This is a genomic window from Ruegeria sp. CDSB086 (assembly GCF_059611065.1).
Map to the genome: position 1 here is coordinate 184518 of NZ_JBXWOV010000001.1, position 14829 is coordinate 199346.

The window sequence follows — 14829 nt, forward strand, 5'->3', positions numbered from 1 at the left end:
TCATGGCCGAAGACCTATCGAAAGAGCAGCTAAAACCGGAACACCCTGATCGCAAGACAGGGTATGAGCGTATCCTGACGGATCCCGCTCCGCCTTGGTTTGTCGAGCTGTACCCCGGCGGCGACGGCACTGGATACTTTCAAAAGCTGGAACGCCACTCGATCCTGTTCCATCAGCGCTACCCGAAGCGTCTGGTAGTCAGCTTCGACAATATCGCCAACGCCAATGACCTGTCCTTCGCACGCGAGCCGTGGGGCTGGAAATTCTTTCGGGACGAAGGGTGGTCCCACATGGGCGTCTTCGCGCGCACCAAGGCATGGTATCGCGACCCCGAGATCATTTCCTATTTTGAAAACAAGGTCGCCGAGGGGTTCTTTGACCGGTTCGATCAGGTGGTTTTTGCAGGCGCATCGATGGGCGGATTTGGGGCATTGACCTTTTCGGCGCATGTACCCGGTGCGCACGTGATCGCGTTCAACCCTCAGACAACACTGGATGAACGGCTGGTGCCTTGGGAAACCCGCTATAGGTTCGGCCGCGTACAGGATTGGGATTTGCCGATGAGCGATGCGGCTCAAACTGTTCAGACAGCTGGTAAGGCCTACGTCTTTTACGACCCATTCTTTGATTTGGACCGGCAGCAGGTTCAGCGTCTGCAGGGCGACAACGTGATGTTGCTCAAGACCTGGTTTTCAAACCATTTCGCGGCGCCCATGCTGCGCAAGCTGGATATCCTCAAGCCCGTGATGCTGGGGGCGATGGACGGCTCACTGGATACGGTTGGGTATTACAAGATGATGCGCGCCCGACGTCGCCTGCCTATGTATATTCGGGGGATTGAGGCAATAGGCGCCGAGCGGCACCCTGACTTGGCGGCAAAAGCCCGGCAGCGGTTCCGCCGACTGCGCCGGCAGGCCATGGCCGAGAAGGAAAGGGACGCCTCGTGAGCGCCGCCAAAGGTGTGTTTGTCGGTCAGCGCAAGGACCGCATGGGCGCGCGGTTGCTGATGATGCTGACCTGCATCCGGCTGGCCGACGATTTCGGCACGACCTACCGGGTGAATTGGTTCCCGCAGGGCGCGGACGCGCCCGAGCTGGACCACCCACAAGAGTTGTTCGCGCAGGGCTGGATGGACGAACATTTCCTTACTCCTAAGGAGTTCGGAGCCCTGGCACAGAATGCTTTGCCGATCTGGTCGTTCCAAAGCGACACCTCGCCCGACCGCCTGATTGCGCATCTCAACGCCGGACGGTCGGTGTTGGTCGAGGAAGGTTTCGAGGTGCTGGTCTTCCCGTGGGAGGACGTCGAGGCCATCCGGCCAAGGTATCGCGACTTCATTCACCGGGTTGGGTTCACCGAAGAAATACGCGAAATCATGGATTGCGCGGATGCCAGGCTGTCAGGGCAGGGTGTATCTGCCTATCACATCCGCCGCGGTGATATTCTGAATGGGCTGCCGTGGAAGCACACGACCTGGCCCGCAAAGATCGAACCCGAAGAACTGTATGAGGCACATCTGGCGAAGAACGCCGATAAAGCGGCCATTATGTTCTCGGACCAGCCTGAACTGGTTGCCCGGTTTCAGTCAAAGTTTCCAAAGTTGATGCAAATGTCTGACGTTGCAGATGTGTCAGGAATGACACGTGCAAAACGGGATTTTCTGGAACTCTACACGATGTCGCGCGCGGAGCAGGTGATCGCGCCGTTTATATCAGCGTTTTCGATGGCCGCCGCACGGATATCAGGACAACAACGCAAAGTTTTCCGTGAGGTCCTGACCGAGGAGGAGGTCAACAGAGCCAACGAAGGCATGATAGAACGACTTCGCTCCGGACCCGAAGGGTTCTTGAACCCCTCCGAAGCAGCGCATGTCTATTCCAAGGCGTCTTTTGCCATGCACGCACTCGGTGCTGGAGATCGCGCCGCAGAGGCGAAGGAACTAGTAAAACCTGTCCTGGAAGCTGGTGCGGACAACGCTTTTCTACCTTTGCTACAGGCGCTTAACTGCTTCTACTTAAAGCAGAGGCCCGAAGCTCTTGAGTTAACTGAACAGGCGTTGGAAAATCCCGGAATCTGGCCGGAAGATCATGCTGTTGGAACGGCACTACGCGCGGGCATATTAGGAGGGCAAAAAAAACGCTGGGCTGCAGCTCTTACTTTTAGCCGTGCGTTCTGGGCTAAGCCCATGAGGCCGGACGTAATTATATTCGGATCGAGATTGATCTACCGGGATCAAATTGCTCATCGAGCACTTCCGCCGCTGGATTGGAGAGTATTGAAGGCCAACAGGCGCCCTTGGTTCAACTACAATTCGCATGTTGCACAACGGAAAGTGTTAGGGCGATTGCCATGTAATTTGGATCTCATATTGCTGGATTGGCCCGATCTGGCGATTGATCAACGTGCGCGCCGACTAGTAGCAAACCACCAGCGTCTTTCCTTATTGTTGGAGGGGCTTTCAAACTCGACCCACCTTCCTCCTGAAGCGCAACTATCGCCAGAAGAGCCCGGTTATCAGAGCCTCCTTTCACTCCTTGAATATCGATTGGGCGAAAAGACTTTGCACCACGCTATTGATCAGGCACGAGAAACCACTTCTTACTTTCCGGATAGCAGTTTCTATTTAAAGCGGCTTGCAATGCTTTATGAGTTAGAAGGAGATTATGTCCACGGCCGTTTGGCGATGGCGGAGGCTCTGGCATGCGACCCGGACAATCCGTTTCTGGTTTTTGCGATGGGTCAATTCCTCGAGAATACTGGGGCCATTGAACAAGGCCAAAACCAGATCGTTCAAGCAGCAGATTTGGATGACAATACCGCTGCAATTCAGGGTGCTGCAGGGCAATTATTGCTTCGACAGGGAGAAAAGGCCAAAGCCCGAAAATACCTGTCCCGGGCGCGTGACCTTTGCCCCAAACTCAAGCGGTTCTCGAACCAACTTAAACGGGCAGGTGGGTAATTGACCGGATTTCCCCTTGGTAGTTCCATTAATTCAACGTAATTTACCGGCAAATTCAGAATGATCCCGATTAGTTCCGGGCAAAAACAACGAACAGGGCAGTCAATCATGGTCAATCAGGACCCTCGATATATCAGTGTCACTCCGATGAAGAATGAAGGCCCGTTCGTGCTAGAGTGGGTGGCCCATAACCGTGCGATTGGTATCGACCAGATGGTCGTGATGACCAATGACTGCACCGATGGCACCGATGCCCTACTGCAACGGTTGGATGAAAAGGGCATTCTGATCCACGTCGACAACAACTCGCGTCGCAAGACCAGCCCGCAAAAGCGTGCTTACAATACCTTCTTGAAGATGGATATTGCGCGCCCGCAGGATTGGGTCGTGGTGATCGACGCAGACGAACATATCAACGTCAAGACCGGGGATCATACGCTGCAGGCTTTGTCCGATGCCATCCCGGATGCCAAAACGATCTCAATGACCTGGCGGTTGTTCGGAAACGCAGGCGTCGTGCGATATGAAGACCGGTTTTTGTCGGATCAGTTCCGGCAGGCCGCTCCGGAAAAGATATATCGGCCACCGCAGGCATGGGGTTTCAAAACAATTTTCAAGCGTGAGATCTGGGATGGCTTGGGCGTTCATCGTCCCAAAAAGCCGACAGTCGAAACCATTGAAGAGTGCCATTGGTACAACGGGTCGGGTCAGCTGATGCCCGAACGATATTATGACAGAAGCTGGCGATCCGCCCGTGACTCGGTCGGCTATGAGTTCGTGCAGGTTAATCACTATGCGCTGAAATCCTGCGAAAGTTATCTGGTCAAAAAGATGCGCGGTCGCGCCCACCATCTGGGTGAAAGCCTTGGCCTGGAATACTGGAACATGATGAACCAGAATGCCGAGACGAATACCTCGATCGATGTGGTTTTGGATCGCAAGCGTGGTTTCTATTACGAAATGCTCTCTGACCCCGACGTTGCGCGCTTGCACCATGCGTCCTGCGATCTGCACCGCCAACAGATCGGGCAATTGCGCGACCTGCCCGAGATGCAGGACCTCATGCAGCAGATGACCGCAGGTTTCACGGCCAGCCAGCAGGCATGACGCAGCACAGTTCGTGGACAGGAGCTAGGTAATGCTTTGGCTGCACATGGGGATGCCCAAAACCGGCACGACCGCCTTGCAGGGATTTCTGCGCCGGAAGCATTCGGTCATGAACGAGATCGGCCTGCATTATATGGAAACCGGCCGACGCCGGTTGGATGGCGGTACGCGTCTTGCGTTAAGCCATAACATTATCGCCTTTCACATAAACCAAAGCGCTGATCCGATGGATCCGTTTCGGTCCGCCATGACCACAGAATACGACGCGCATGCAGATCAGACCTGTGTCGTCTCGTCTGAGATGTTCTATTCCTGCAATCTGAACCGGCTGGCCGAAGTTTTTGCTGATATCCCCTCGCGTGCATTGACGATCACCTACTATTGCCGGCGGTATTCCGATTTCTTCGAGGCCGATTACAAACAGCGGGCCAAGGCCGGGAGGCTGTCCAGCGGCGGTACTGAATACATCCGCCAGCAACTTGATCTTATCCGCAACCACCCGGAACGGTTAAGTTTTTCTGCCAAACTGGCCGAAATACGCACTGCCTTTCCCGGCGTCACCGTTGCTCCGCTTTTGTATGAACGCTCGGGCATGGTGCGGGGCAACGTCGTTGATGATTTCCTGTCGCGGATCGGTACGCCATTGGCCGAGGAACTTGCCGGCGGGGGCGTGTCCAACCCTTCGCATTCCCGCGCGGCCAGCGAAGCTTTTGGCGTCGTATCTCGCGCTCTAGGACGCAAGAAAAGCCGCCAGTTGCGTCGAACTTTTGTCGATGATCCCGTCATGGTGCGTCGAAATGATGTACTGGAACCCGATGAGCGCACTTGGCTGGACGAATTCCTGGCCCAACAGGATACAGCCTTTCAGCATGAGTTTTTTCCCGAACGGCCTGAATTGTTCGCCCCGAAAAAGCTAAGCGATGAGGACAAAATGTTCCGTCGGGACACGGCTGAAGAATATGAGGCTTTGCGAAAAGCCTCTGAGATTGTGTTTCGGTTGGCTTTGGACAACTGATCGTTATTCCTGAACGGCGATTTCCTGACGCTGTTTTCCGGTCGTCTTGTCAAAAATTAGGATGCGGTTGTCATCGGTCACGACCGCGTACCAGTTGCTGCCGATCGTTACAGCCTGTGCTTTGGCCCCGTCCGGAAGCTCGATTTGATCGGGCAGGGTAGGGGTTCTGTCCGATAGTCGGATGACAATCAGTGCGAATGTCACTAGAACCCCGCCAATCATCACCGCGGTCAGCAGCATGACCATGCGCCGCAGCAAGCGAAGCTGCGGTGTTTCCTGCGGTTCTTGGGGTTCGGAAGGGACAGTCATGGGCACCCGCCAGATTGAATTTCAGATCGCGGCCGATCCGCCGCCACGCCTTGATAAGGCGCTTTCACGGGATGTACCAGCGGATGAAAACCTGTCGCGCACCCGCCTGACCCGTCTGATCGAAAACGGCGAGGTGACCATTGACGGTGTCGAAGTTCGGGACCCAAAGGCCAAGGTGGCCGAAGGTGCCTCCGTGTCAATCTCCGTCGCCGAAGCCGAAGAAAGCCACATCGGTCCAGAAGATATCCCGCTGAACGTCGTCTATGAGGACGCGGACCTGATCGTCATCAACAAACCGGCAGGCATGGTCGTTCACCCTGCGCCGGGCTCGCCCAACGGAACGCTGGTCAATGCGTTGCTGCATCATTGTGGCGAGGACCTGTCAGGTGTGGGGGGCGTCAAACGCCCTGGCATCGTGCACCGCATCGACAAAGAAACCAGTGGCTTGCTGGTGGTCGCCAAGTCTGACGCGGCCCATCACGGTCTGGCGGCGCAGTTCGAGGCGCATAGCGTCGAACGCTATTACCGCGCGATTTGCTACGGCGTACCGGATGCGAATGACCCACGTTTGCGCGGCATCAAGGGTGTCAGCTTTGAACCAGGCAATATCATGCGCCTGACCACGCAATTGGCGCGGCACAAAAACGACCGGCAGAAACAAGCGGTTCTTTTCCACGGTGGTCGGCATGCAGTGACGCGGGCGCGGTTGGTCGAGACATTTGGCAACCCGGCAGGCATCGCGCTGATTGAATGTTGGCTGGAAACCGGCCGAACGCACCAGATCCGTGTCCATATGGCCCATGCCGGGCATGGGCTGGTTGGCGATCCGGTGTATGGGGGTAAACGCAAGCTTGCGGCGAAAGCCTTCAACCCGGCCGCTGCCGAGGCCGTGCGCGGTTTTTCGCGACAGGCGCTGCATGCAGCAGTTTTAGGCTTTGAGCACCCTGTGACAGGCGAAAACCTTCGGTTTGAGGCCGATTTGCCAAATGATATGGAATTTCTGATTGAACAACTGCGCGCGCCGCTGACATAATACGCAAACATACGTGAGTAACGCGTTCTTAGCTTTCCTTTATCAATCGTTAATTTCAAACTGTTAACGGTACCTCTTGAATGGATCGGGACTTATTCCCATATCCCATGTTAACGAAGTAAACATTTGTCGGAGGGACATGAATCATGGCAAATTACGCAAATCTCCCCGCGCCGACGCCCGAGGGCGGCCTGAACCGCTATATGCAGGAAATTCGCAAATTTCCGCTGCTTGAGCCGGAAGAAGAGTACATGCTCGCCAAGCGTTGGGTCGAAGAGCAAGACACTGAAGCTGCACATAAGATGGTCACGTCGCATCTGCGATTGGCGGCCAAGATTGCTATGGGCTATCGCGGCTATGGCCTGCCACAGGCCGAGGTGATTTCCGAGGCCAATGTGGGCCTGATGCAGGCGGTCAAAAAGTTTGACCCAGAAAAAGGTTTCCGGCTGGCGACCTATGCAATGTGGTGGATTCGTGCCTCGATCCAGGAATACGTTCTGCGGTCGTGGTCGATGGTCAAGCTGGGCACGACATCGGCGCAGAAAAAGCTGTTCTTTAACCTTCGCAAGGCCAAGGCTCGTATTGGTGCGCTGGAAGAAGGCGACCTGCGTCCGGAAAACGTCAAGCGGATTGCTACTGATCTGGGCGTGACCGAAGCTGAAGTCATCAGCATGAACCGCCGGATGTCTGGTGGTGATGCTTCGCTGAACGCGACCGTCGGGTCCGAGGGCGAAGGCACCATGCAATGGCAGGACTGGCTTGAGGACGAAGATGCCGACCAGGCGGGCGATTACGAAGCCCGCGACGAGCTTGACGCCCGCCGCGAGCTTCTGGCGGCTGCGCTGGATGTCCTGAATGACCGGGAAAAGGACATCCTGACTCAGCGCCGTCTGATGGATCAGCCTGTCACACTGGAAGAGCTCAGCACCCAGTACAATGTCAGCCGCGAGCGTATTCGTCAGATCGAGGTTCGTGCTTTCGAGAAGCTGCAGAAAAAGATGCGCGAGTTGGCCCGTGAAAAGGGCATGCTGGGTACTGTCTGACCCCATTGGTTCAGCCCGCCACAACGGCGGGCTGATTTTCTTTAGGCGAAAATAAAGCTGTCTTCGGTCAGGTGTCCGGCTCCAACGCCCGTAAGGACAATACTGTCCCCGTCCCCTAGTTCGATGGTGGTCTGGAAGAAGCCACCGGAGATATCATCCTCGATATCTTCAAATCCGGCGATGCCTTCGTAGCCGGACAAGTCAATCTTGTCCTTTCCGACCCGGAAGTCGACGATCCAATCATCGCCATCCCCGTTTTCAATGACAAACATGTCTTTGCCACGTCCGCCGAACATGATGTCATCATCGGCTCCACCGTCGATCACATCGGCCCCTCTGCCGCCGAATATCGTATCTTCGCCTTCATCACCGCGCAGAATGTCTTTGCCACGACCGCCAAAGATCACGTCGTGTCCAGCGCCTCCAAGCGCGACATCATTGCCTCGGCCAGTATTGATGACATCATTTCCGCCACCACCATGAACGAAGTCCTGACCGCGCCCGGTAAAGTAGAACTCGTCCGAGTCGTCGCCGAGGATGAAATCGGTGTTCTTCTGACCCAGAATGTCCGTAACCGATACAGGCAGAAGGACTCCGTTTAGGGCGTGAATGATCCCGTTTGTGGCTTCAATATCGGTTTGGATGATACCCGGATCGGCGATGCCGTCATCCGCATCGCCCAGACTTGGTGGGGCGCTTTGAAGGTTCAATTCAACTGACGAACCCTGCAACGTTTCGATCTGCGCGCCGTCGCCCAAGCCGGCAACGGCAGCCAGGTCGAATTCCCCGTTCACCACGTGGTATTTCAGAACCTCTGTCAGCAGGGGGATGGGATCCCCTCCGCCCAACAGAGTCAGCGCCTTGACGATGTGCCCCAACGCGCCTGCTTCGTCCGAACCTGCATAGCCCAATGCCTGGGCAAGTCCGATAAAGGCGGCGTCGGTCGGGGCGAATACCGTAAGGCTGGCCTCGGGGTCATCCAGTACCCCAGCAAGGCCGGCGGCAACAACGGCCTCGCGCAGGATGTCAAAATCTCCGTTGTTGTCATCGAACGAGCCGACGGCTCCGCTCATCAACACGGTTCCGGTAATTGTCTCTGTCGGTGTTGGCATGTCTGGCAATCTCCCACCCAGTTGGTCACAACATCAATCCCGGGTGCTTTGAGCGGACAATGCCGACTACCCGGTGACATAGTTGCTACGGCGCAGACAATGAAACGGATCAAGAAATTCTCAGGTTTGCGTGCGTTAATGGGCGGAAAATACCACGAACCCCCTGACTTTAAAGCAATTCCCTGATAGAGACGGCACAAGCTAACAAAGGATGAGGCGGCGGTATGCAGCAACCTGTTCAATGGGGCGTTCTGGGCGCCGCAAAATTCGCACGACAGTTCATGGCGCCGGCAATTCACGCGGCGGACGGGGCCCGGTTGGCAGGTCTTGCCACGTCGGACGCAGCCAAGGCTGAGCCGTTCCAGCAGTACTGCCCTGATCTGACGGTTTATGGCAGCTATGACGCCCTTTTGGCGGATCCCAAAATCGACGCGGTCTATATCCCGCTGCCCAACCACCTGCATGTCGAATGGAGCCTCAAGGCACTGGATGCCGGTAAGCATGTTCTGTGTGAAAAGCCCATGGCCATGTCCGCGCCCGAGTTTGAAGCGCTGATCGAAAAGAGGGATCAGACCGGTTTGCTGGCGGCCGAAGCGTACATGATCGTGCACCACCCGCAGTGGCAATTCGTACGGCAACTGATCGCGGATGGGGCGATCGGAAAGCTTGTGCATGTGACCGGCGCGTTCAGTTTTGACAACCGCGCGGACACCGGCAACATCCGAAACCGGGCCGAAACCGGTGGCGGTGGGCTGCGCGATATCGGCGTCTACGTGATTGGAAGCGCCCGGTTCGCCACTGGGCAAGAACCAGTTTCGGTGCAATCCGCGATCCGCTGGGAAGATGGCATTGATGCCTTCACCGAGATACGCGCGCAATTCCCCGATTTTACCTATTCAAGCTACGTCTCGATCCGGATGCACCCGCATCAGGAAATGGTGTTCCATGGCGAGGGTGGCGTGATCCGCCTGACCGCGCCTTTCAATGCGCGTGTTTTTGGTGAGGCACGGGTGGAACTGCATCGTCCGGGTCTTGAGGTTCAGGTCACGCGGTTCCCGGGCGACGATCACTACAAGCTTCAGGTCGAGGCGTTTTGCCAATCAGTCCGCGACGGGTCTGATTACCCATGCCCGTTGGAATTCTCGCGCGGAACGCAGGCAATGATTGACAGGGTGTTTGAGGGCGCGGTCGCCCTCTGACTTGCCACGCAGCGCTCGGCTGGACTAATCTGGCTGTCACCTGATCAGGAGGGAGACCATGGCAGGCGGTTGGGCGCGTGATGGCGCGGTGAGCGAACAGATTGAAGCGTCCATTACGGACGAACTGGCCCGGATGCAGGCGCAAAAGCGGCCTGTCGGGGAAAGCCGGACCCATTGCGCCGAATGTGAAGAGCCGATTCCAGAAAAGCGGCGAGCTGCCATTCCCGGTGTTAAACTCTGCCTGGATTGCCAGCAGGATCGGGACGGGGCCTTCAAGGGCCGTTCCGGCATCAATCGGCGCGGTTCTAAAGACAGTCAGTTGAAGTAAGCGGGGCACAAGGATGCCCGACACCAAAGAGAAGCAGCCACTCTTGCAAAACGGGCTGGTTCTTGGGTTTCTTGCGGCTTTCCTGTGGGGCACGCACAGCGTCATAGTCCGCTACCTGACCAGCGATCTGGGAGGGCTGCAAATTGCGGTAACGCGCCTGTTCATCGCAGCCATCGCCATCTATTGCATGCTGCGCGTGATGCGGGTCGCTGTTTCAATCCGGTTGAATGACTGGAACTTTCGGCTGGCCGTTCTGTCCACTGTGGTCAACTACATCCTGTTCCACATCGGGCTTGAACATACCGGTGCAGCCAATGCCATGGTTCTTGAGAACACGGCGCCATTCTTTGTGCTGATCTTCTTGTATTTCTTTGCCGACACGCCCGTTACGCGCACAGACATACTTGCTACGGGGTTGGCGATTTTCGGCGTCTTCCTAACGGTTTATCAGGATTTCCAAGGCGGTGGAGAGCCCCTGTTCGGGGACCTGCTTGAAATCGGCGCAGGGCTAAGCTGGGCGGTTTTCCTAATCTCGAGCAGCCGGGCGATGCGAAATTCTGAAACGACCGGAGAACGTCTGAACTTCCTATTTGGGATATTCTTGTGCTCGGGTGTGCTTTTGGTCCCGCTGGCCGCATTTTCACTGCAAATACCAACGGCCAACGATGTCGTGTTCCTGATTTTGTTGGGGGTGCTACCAACCGCTTTGGCCTACTACCTCTGGTACGAGGCCGCCGCGCGGGTTTCGACGTTGACTGCGACCTTGATGTTCGCCGCATCCGTGGTGTTTACGTTCATCAACTCAGCCCTGTTTCTGGGGGCCGCAATCACGCCGGTCGCGGCCCTAGGGGCTGTGTTGATTGTGGTCGCCATTTTCCTGACGACCAAAAGCCAGAAGTGACTAGTTTTCCATCGCTTCCAGCTCGTCGATAAAGCCAGAAATCATCGACAGACCCTTGTCCCAGAATTTGGGATCGCTTGCATCCAATCCGAACGGGGCCAACAGTTCCTTGTGGTGTTTGGACCCACCAGCGCGCAACATTTCGAAATACTTGTTTTCGAACCCATCCGCACCGCTTTCGTAGACCGAGTATAGCGCATTCACCAAACCGTCACCGAACGCATAGGCGTAGACGTAGAACGGTGAGTGGACGAAGTGCGGGATATAGGCCCAGAAGGTCTCATACCCTTCCATGTATTCGAACGCCGGGCCAAGGCTTTCGGCCTGAACGCTCATCCACAAAGCGTTGATGTCATCCGGGGTCAGCTCGCCTTCGCGACGGGCGGCGTGCAGTTTGCATTCGAAGTCGTAGAAGGCGATTTGTCGGACAACTGTGTTGATCATGTCCTCGACCTTGCCGGCCAGCAGCACCTTGCGCTGTTCCGGAGTTTCGGCCTTGTCCAACATCTTGCGGAAAGTCAGCATTTCACCAAAGACCGACGCCGTTTCAGCCAGCGTCAGTGGGGTAGAAGACAGCATCTCGCCCTGATCGGCCGCCAGTACCTGGTGGACGCCGTGCCCCAACTCATGCGCCAGTGTCATCACGTCGCGCGGTTTGCCCAGATAGTTGAGCATCACGTATGGATGAACCTCGGTGACGGTCGGATGCGCAAACGCGCCCGGAGCCTTCCCGGGTTTAACCGCAGCGTCGATCCAACCCTTTGAGAAAAACGGAGCCGCGATTTCACCCATTCGGGGATCGAAGGCAGTATAGGCGTCCATCACTGTCTTTTCGGCTTCATCCCAGTCAACAATGCGCGTGTCTTCCATCGGAAGCGGTGCGTTGCGGTCCCAAACCTGCATTACGTCCAGGCCCAGCCATTTGCGTTTCAGCTCGTAGTAGCGATGGCTGAGCTTGGGGTAGGCGGCTACGACCGCCTCGCGCAGAGCTTCGACGACTTCGGGTTCCACGTCATTGGACAGGTGGCGACCGGTTTGCGCCGTTGGCATGTTGCGCCAGCGATCTACGATTTCCTTTTCCTTGGCCTGTGTGTTGTGGACGCGGGCAAAGGTTTTGACGTTGTCCTGAAACACAGCGGCCAACTCGCGCGCGGCTGCTTCGCGTTTGGCACGGTCCTGCTCTGTCAGAAAGTTCAGGGTGCCTTCAATGTTCAGTTCTTCGCCATCAACAGTGAAGGTCAACCCGGCAATGGTTTCGTCAAAAAGACGCTCCCACGCGTCGCCAACAACGCCGAGGTCGTGCAGGAATTTCTCAAGCTCGTCAGATAGTTGGTAGGGTTTCATCGCGCGGATTCGGCGGAAGACCGGCTCGTACCGCGCCAGATCGGCATTCACATCGAAATGCGCCTTCAGGACATCATCGTCGATGCGGTTGATCTCAAGCGTGAAGAACACCAGCGGGGTGGTGAAGATGGTGATCTTTTCCTGCATGTCGGACAGGAACTTGGCACGCTCGGCATCTGTGGTCAGCTGATAGTAGCGCAGGCCGGCAAACGACATGATGCGCCCGGCGATTGAATTGATCTTCTCATTGCGCTCGACGCAGGTCAGCAGACCCGCAGCATCCAGATCAGCCAGCTTACCCTCGTAGTCTTCGGCAAACGAGGCGCATTCCTTTTCCAACCAGTCCAGATCGCGGGACAGTTCGGGCGCGTCCTCTGAGGTGTAGAGATCGGTCAGATCCCATTCCGGCAGGTTGCCCAGATTGCCGGCACCTCCGGCAGCATTTGCGTCTCGGACGGGAAAGGGAAGGTCGCGCATGGATCACCTCGATAATAGCTTTTGCCAACATCTAGGCGCGCGAGACGGGGATCACAAGCGGTGCGTGATCAGACTTCGGAAGACAGAACCGGTTCCGGCACCGCGTCAGTTTGCGCGGCTTTGAAATGAGCGGCCAACTGGTCAAAGACCGGCCCGCGCACGTCGGGCGCTTCCATCAGAACTTCGTGCTCGCCATCCGGGATTTCGACCAAAGTGCCACTGGGCCAGTTCGCCATGCGGGCGCGGATAGCCTTGCGATCGACAATCTGTTCATGGCTGCCCAGAAAGGTAAGACACTGCGTATCCGGTGCGGTCTGGTCCATCAACCATACGCATTCATCCAACGCTTCGCGCAGCCAGATTGTCGAAGGCGCGCCAAGCGCCAGCTCGGGCTGTGCAGCCAGTTGATCTTTCATCATCTGGAACATGTCCGGATCGCGGGTCAGTACATTACCCTCGAACGGTTGGGAGGCCACATAGCTTTCCAAGGATGTGGTCGGTGGTGTTTTTTCCCCCAACCCGATCCTAGGCCCCCAATAGGCTGTCAGACGGCTGAGCGGTTTCATGATCGGGGTAAAGAAAATGCCCCACATCGGCCCGGTAAAGGCACAGGCGGCAAAGCAGTTCTTTTCCAAAGCCGCGCGCATACCAATAGCCCCGCCCATGGAATGTCCGATCACGAACCAAGGCTTCGGCAGGTTCAGTTCGGTTGCCAGGTCCAGCGTGGCCTGAACGTCCTGTTGATAGTCCGTGAACTGCTCGACATGCCCGACGCGCGGGTCATCCAGTAACCGGTCGGCCAGGCCCTGACCGCGCCAGTCGACAGCCAAAAACGCAAAGCCGCGATCCGTGAACTCGGCCGCGCAATTGCCGTACTTTTCGATATATTCGGTGCGGCCGGGAAACATCATCACCGTGCCGCAGGAATCGCCTTCGGGCAGCCAGTGGCCCACCCGAATGCGTGTGTTGTCCGCTGTGTTCAGCCAATGAGCCTGACCACCGGCGGGGACGCCGGCCATGTCTGCAAAGAAAGGGGCCGGCGACAGGTCCATCAGGCCAGTGCCGATGCCAGTTGCATGGCAACGCCCATGTCACCGTCCACGGTCAGCTTGCCTGACATGAACGCGCCGGTGGGGTTCAATTCACCGCTGAGTATTTGTTCGAACGTATCCGCATCGGCGTTCATGGTGACGTCTGTTTCCTCGTCACTGACGCGCGCGCCGCTTGCGTCCAGAACGATTGAGCCCAGATCTGCGATGGCAAATTTTGCCGACGCGGTAAAATCGCCGCCAGACAGTTTTTCGTTCAACGCGGCTGCCGCTTTTTCCAGAGTGTCGCTCATGATTCTCCTCACTATGTTTGTGCGCCGGGAATGGACATCCGCGGGCGCAGCGCTACACTGAACGTTGTTATGAGCATTGCAAGCACCAATCTCAAAGGTATCGTCGCGGCAACAGCGCTTCTAGTCACGTTTTCCATTCCTTCTTTCGCCCAAACGGCGGATTCCAAGGATGAGGAACAACTATTGCTGCAACTGTCGGAGGCAACGCCCGAACAGGCGATGAACATAGATCGTCAGCTCAAGGCGCTGTGGGCACAGTCTGGCTCGGCCTCGGCGGATCTGTTGCTTGAGCGCGGGCGCGAGGCGCTGGAGGACGGCGACTCGCTGGCCGCGATCCAGCATCTGACTGCGCTGACTGATCACGCGCCGCAATTCGCCGAAGCCTGGCACGTGCGGGCATCGGCCTTTTTCGGGATCGAACGTTTCGGTATGGCTGCGGCTGATCTGGAATACGCCCTGACGCTGAACCCGAACAACTATGAGGCCATCTACGGATTGGGACTGATTTTTGAGATCGTCGATCGACCCGACAAAGCGCTGGACGCTTATGAGCGTGCTTTAGCTATACATCCCCATCACGAAGAAGTAACCAATGCCGTGAATCGACTGAAGCCCCGGGTCGAGGGCTCGGCCCTCTAACAAGCTGGGGCAGGGGGCAAA

The 14829-nt window shown here is 56.7% G+C and carries 15 protein-coding genes; 10 read left to right on the forward strand and 5 right to left on the reverse strand.

Going from position 1 to position 14829, the window contains the following annotated elements:
* Nucleotides 1-2 precede the first annotated feature (2 nt).
* The 4 genes from AC2FIO_RS00915 to AC2FIO_RS00930 all read left to right on the forward strand — a co-directional run bounded on the left by AC2FIO_RS00915 (nt 3) and on the right by AC2FIO_RS00930 (nt 5081).
* Nucleotides 3-947 (forward strand): hypothetical protein, encoded by a 945-nt coding sequence (locus AC2FIO_RS00915; RefSeq protein WP_496695087.1) that lies wholly within the window; start codon nt 3-5, stop codon nt 945-947.
* Complete coding sequence (locus AC2FIO_RS00920; RefSeq protein ID WP_496695089.1) at nt 944-2959, forward strand: hypothetical protein; 2016 nt, start codon at nt 944-946, stop codon at nt 2957-2959. Before AC2FIO_RS00915 ends, AC2FIO_RS00920 begins: the two co-directional genes overlap by 4 nt.
* 108 nt (nt 2960-3067) lie before the next feature.
* Nucleotides 3068-4066: a glycosyltransferase family 2 protein gene (locus AC2FIO_RS00925; protein ID WP_496695091.1), complete on the forward strand. Its 999-nt coding sequence runs from the start codon at nt 3068-3070 to the stop codon at nt 4064-4066.
* A 31-nt stretch (nt 4067-4097) separates the two neighbouring features.
* Entirely contained in the window at nt 4098-5081 is a 984-nt protein-coding gene (locus AC2FIO_RS00930; RefSeq protein ID WP_496695093.1) for a hypothetical protein, read from the forward strand.
* A 3-nt stretch (nt 5082-5084) separates the two neighbouring features.
* Here AC2FIO_RS00930 and AC2FIO_RS00935 read toward each other — a convergent pair whose 3' ends face one another.
* Nucleotides 5085-5390, reverse strand: coding sequence for a DUF6476 family protein (locus tag AC2FIO_RS00935; protein WP_058277654.1), 306 nt, complete (start codon nt 5388-5390; stop codon nt 5085-5087).
* Between AC2FIO_RS00935 and AC2FIO_RS00940 the strand changes: the two genes are divergently transcribed.
* Entirely contained in the window at nt 5389-6423 is a 1035-nt protein-coding gene (locus tag AC2FIO_RS00940) for an RluA family pseudouridine synthase (RefSeq protein ID WP_282168528.1), read from the forward strand. The two genes, AC2FIO_RS00935 and AC2FIO_RS00940, sit on opposite strands and share 2 nt — an antisense overlap.
* Nucleotides 6424-6569: 146 nt before the next feature.
* Nucleotides 6570-7466, forward strand: a complete 897-nt coding sequence (gene rpoH, locus AC2FIO_RS00945) for an RNA polymerase sigma factor RpoH (protein WP_058273882.1) — start codon at nt 6570-6572, stop codon at nt 7464-7466.
* 41 nt (nt 7467-7507) lie between these two features.
* Here the strand turns inward: rpoH and AC2FIO_RS00950 are convergent, their stop codons facing one another.
* The gene (locus AC2FIO_RS00950; protein WP_108858886.1) at nt 7508-8578 is read right to left on the reverse strand and encodes a fasciclin domain-containing protein; all 1071 of its coding nucleotides are present in this window, start codon (nt 8576-8578) and stop codon (nt 7508-7510) included.
* Between the two features lie 224 nt (nt 8579-8802).
* Between AC2FIO_RS00950 and AC2FIO_RS00955 the strand changes: the two genes are divergently transcribed.
* Genes AC2FIO_RS00955 through AC2FIO_RS00965 form a run of 3 tightly spaced genes read left to right on the forward strand, consistent with a single transcriptional unit; the run spans nt 8803 to nt 11006 of the window.
* On the forward strand, nt 8803-9777 hold the full coding sequence (locus AC2FIO_RS00955) for a Gfo/Idh/MocA family protein (protein WP_282118690.1): 975 nt from the start codon (nt 8803-8805) through the stop codon (nt 9775-9777).
* A 58-nt stretch (nt 9778-9835) separates the two neighbouring features.
* Nucleotides 9836-10105 carry a DksA/TraR family C4-type zinc finger protein gene (locus tag AC2FIO_RS00960; protein WP_108858884.1) on the forward strand — a complete coding sequence of 90 codons (270 nt, stop codon included), beginning with the start codon at nt 9836-9838 and terminating at the stop codon, nt 10103-10105.
* 13 nt (nt 10106-10118) lie between these two features.
* Nucleotides 10119-11006, forward strand: coding sequence for a DMT family transporter (locus AC2FIO_RS00965; protein WP_109312054.1), 888 nt, complete (start codon nt 10119-10121; stop codon nt 11004-11006).
* Here AC2FIO_RS00965 and AC2FIO_RS00970 read toward each other — a convergent pair whose 3' ends face one another.
* The 3 genes from AC2FIO_RS00970 to AC2FIO_RS00980 all read right to left on the reverse strand — a co-directional run bounded on the left by AC2FIO_RS00970 (nt 11007) and on the right by AC2FIO_RS00980 (nt 14169).
* Nucleotides 11007-12827 carry a M3 family oligoendopeptidase gene (locus AC2FIO_RS00970; protein ID WP_496695096.1) on the reverse strand — a complete coding sequence of 607 codons (1821 nt, stop codon included), beginning with the start codon at nt 12825-12827 and terminating at the stop codon, nt 11007-11009.
* A gap of 68 nt (nt 12828-12895) precedes the next feature.
* On the reverse strand, nt 12896-13879 hold the full coding sequence (locus AC2FIO_RS00975; protein ID WP_496695098.1) for an alpha/beta fold hydrolase: 984 nt from the start codon (nt 13877-13879) through the stop codon (nt 12896-12898).
* Complete coding sequence (locus AC2FIO_RS00980; protein WP_058273875.1) at nt 13879-14169, reverse strand: SCP2 sterol-binding domain-containing protein; 291 nt, start codon at nt 14167-14169, stop codon at nt 13879-13881. Before AC2FIO_RS00980 ends, AC2FIO_RS00975 begins: the two co-directional genes overlap by 1 nt.
* 69 nt (nt 14170-14238) lie before the next feature.
* On the opposite strand from AC2FIO_RS00980, the gene AC2FIO_RS00985 reads away from it, so the two are divergent.
* Nucleotides 14239-14808 carry a tetratricopeptide repeat protein gene (locus AC2FIO_RS00985; RefSeq protein WP_233494683.1) on the forward strand — a complete coding sequence of 190 codons (570 nt, stop codon included), beginning with the start codon at nt 14239-14241 and terminating at the stop codon, nt 14806-14808.
* Nucleotides 14809-14829 lie beyond the last annotated feature (21 nt).

Coding starts and splice junctions, on each gene's coding strand:
- AC2FIO_RS00915 (WP_496695087.1), top strand. CDS start 3: ATGGCCGAAGACCTATCGAAAGAGCAGCTAAAACCGGAACACCCTGAT.
- AC2FIO_RS00925 (WP_496695091.1), top strand. CDS start 3,068: ATGGTCAATCAGGACCCTCGATATATCAGTGTCACTCCGATGAAGAAT.
- AC2FIO_RS00930 (WP_496695093.1), top strand. CDS start 4,098: ATGCTTTGGCTGCACATGGGGATGCCCAAAACCGGCACGACCGCCTTG.
- AC2FIO_RS00940 (WP_282168528.1), top strand. CDS start 5,389: ATGGGCACCCGCCAGATTGAATTTCAGATCGCGGCCGATCCGCCGCCA.
- AC2FIO_RS00935 (WP_058277654.1), bottom strand. CDS start 5,390: ATGACTGTCCCTTCCGAACCCCAAGAACCGCAGGAAACACCGCAGCTT.
- rpoH (WP_058273882.1), top strand. CDS start 6,570: ATGGCAAATTACGCAAATCTCCCCGCGCCGACGCCCGAGGGCGGCCTG.
- AC2FIO_RS00950 (WP_108858886.1), bottom strand. CDS start 8,578: ATGCCAACACCGACAGAGACAATTACCGGAACCGTGTTGATGAGCGGA.
- AC2FIO_RS00955 (WP_282118690.1), top strand. CDS start 8,803: ATGCAGCAACCTGTTCAATGGGGCGTTCTGGGCGCCGCAAAATTCGCA.
- AC2FIO_RS00960 (WP_108858884.1), top strand. CDS start 9,836: ATGGCAGGCGGTTGGGCGCGTGATGGCGCGGTGAGCGAACAGATTGAA.
- AC2FIO_RS00965 (WP_109312054.1), top strand. CDS start 10,119: ATGCCCGACACCAAAGAGAAGCAGCCACTCTTGCAAAACGGGCTGGTT.
- AC2FIO_RS00970 (WP_496695096.1), bottom strand. CDS start 12,827: ATGCGCGACCTTCCCTTTCCCGTCCGAGACGCAAATGCTGCCGGAGGT.
- AC2FIO_RS00975 (WP_496695098.1), bottom strand. CDS start 13,879: ATGGACCTGTCGCCGGCCCCTTTCTTTGCAGACATGGCCGGCGTCCCC.
- AC2FIO_RS00980 (WP_058273875.1), bottom strand. CDS start 14,169: ATGAGCGACACTCTGGAAAAAGCGGCAGCCGCGTTGAACGAAAAACTG.
- AC2FIO_RS00985 (WP_233494683.1), top strand. CDS start 14,239: ATGAGCATTGCAAGCACCAATCTCAAAGGTATCGTCGCGGCAACAGCG.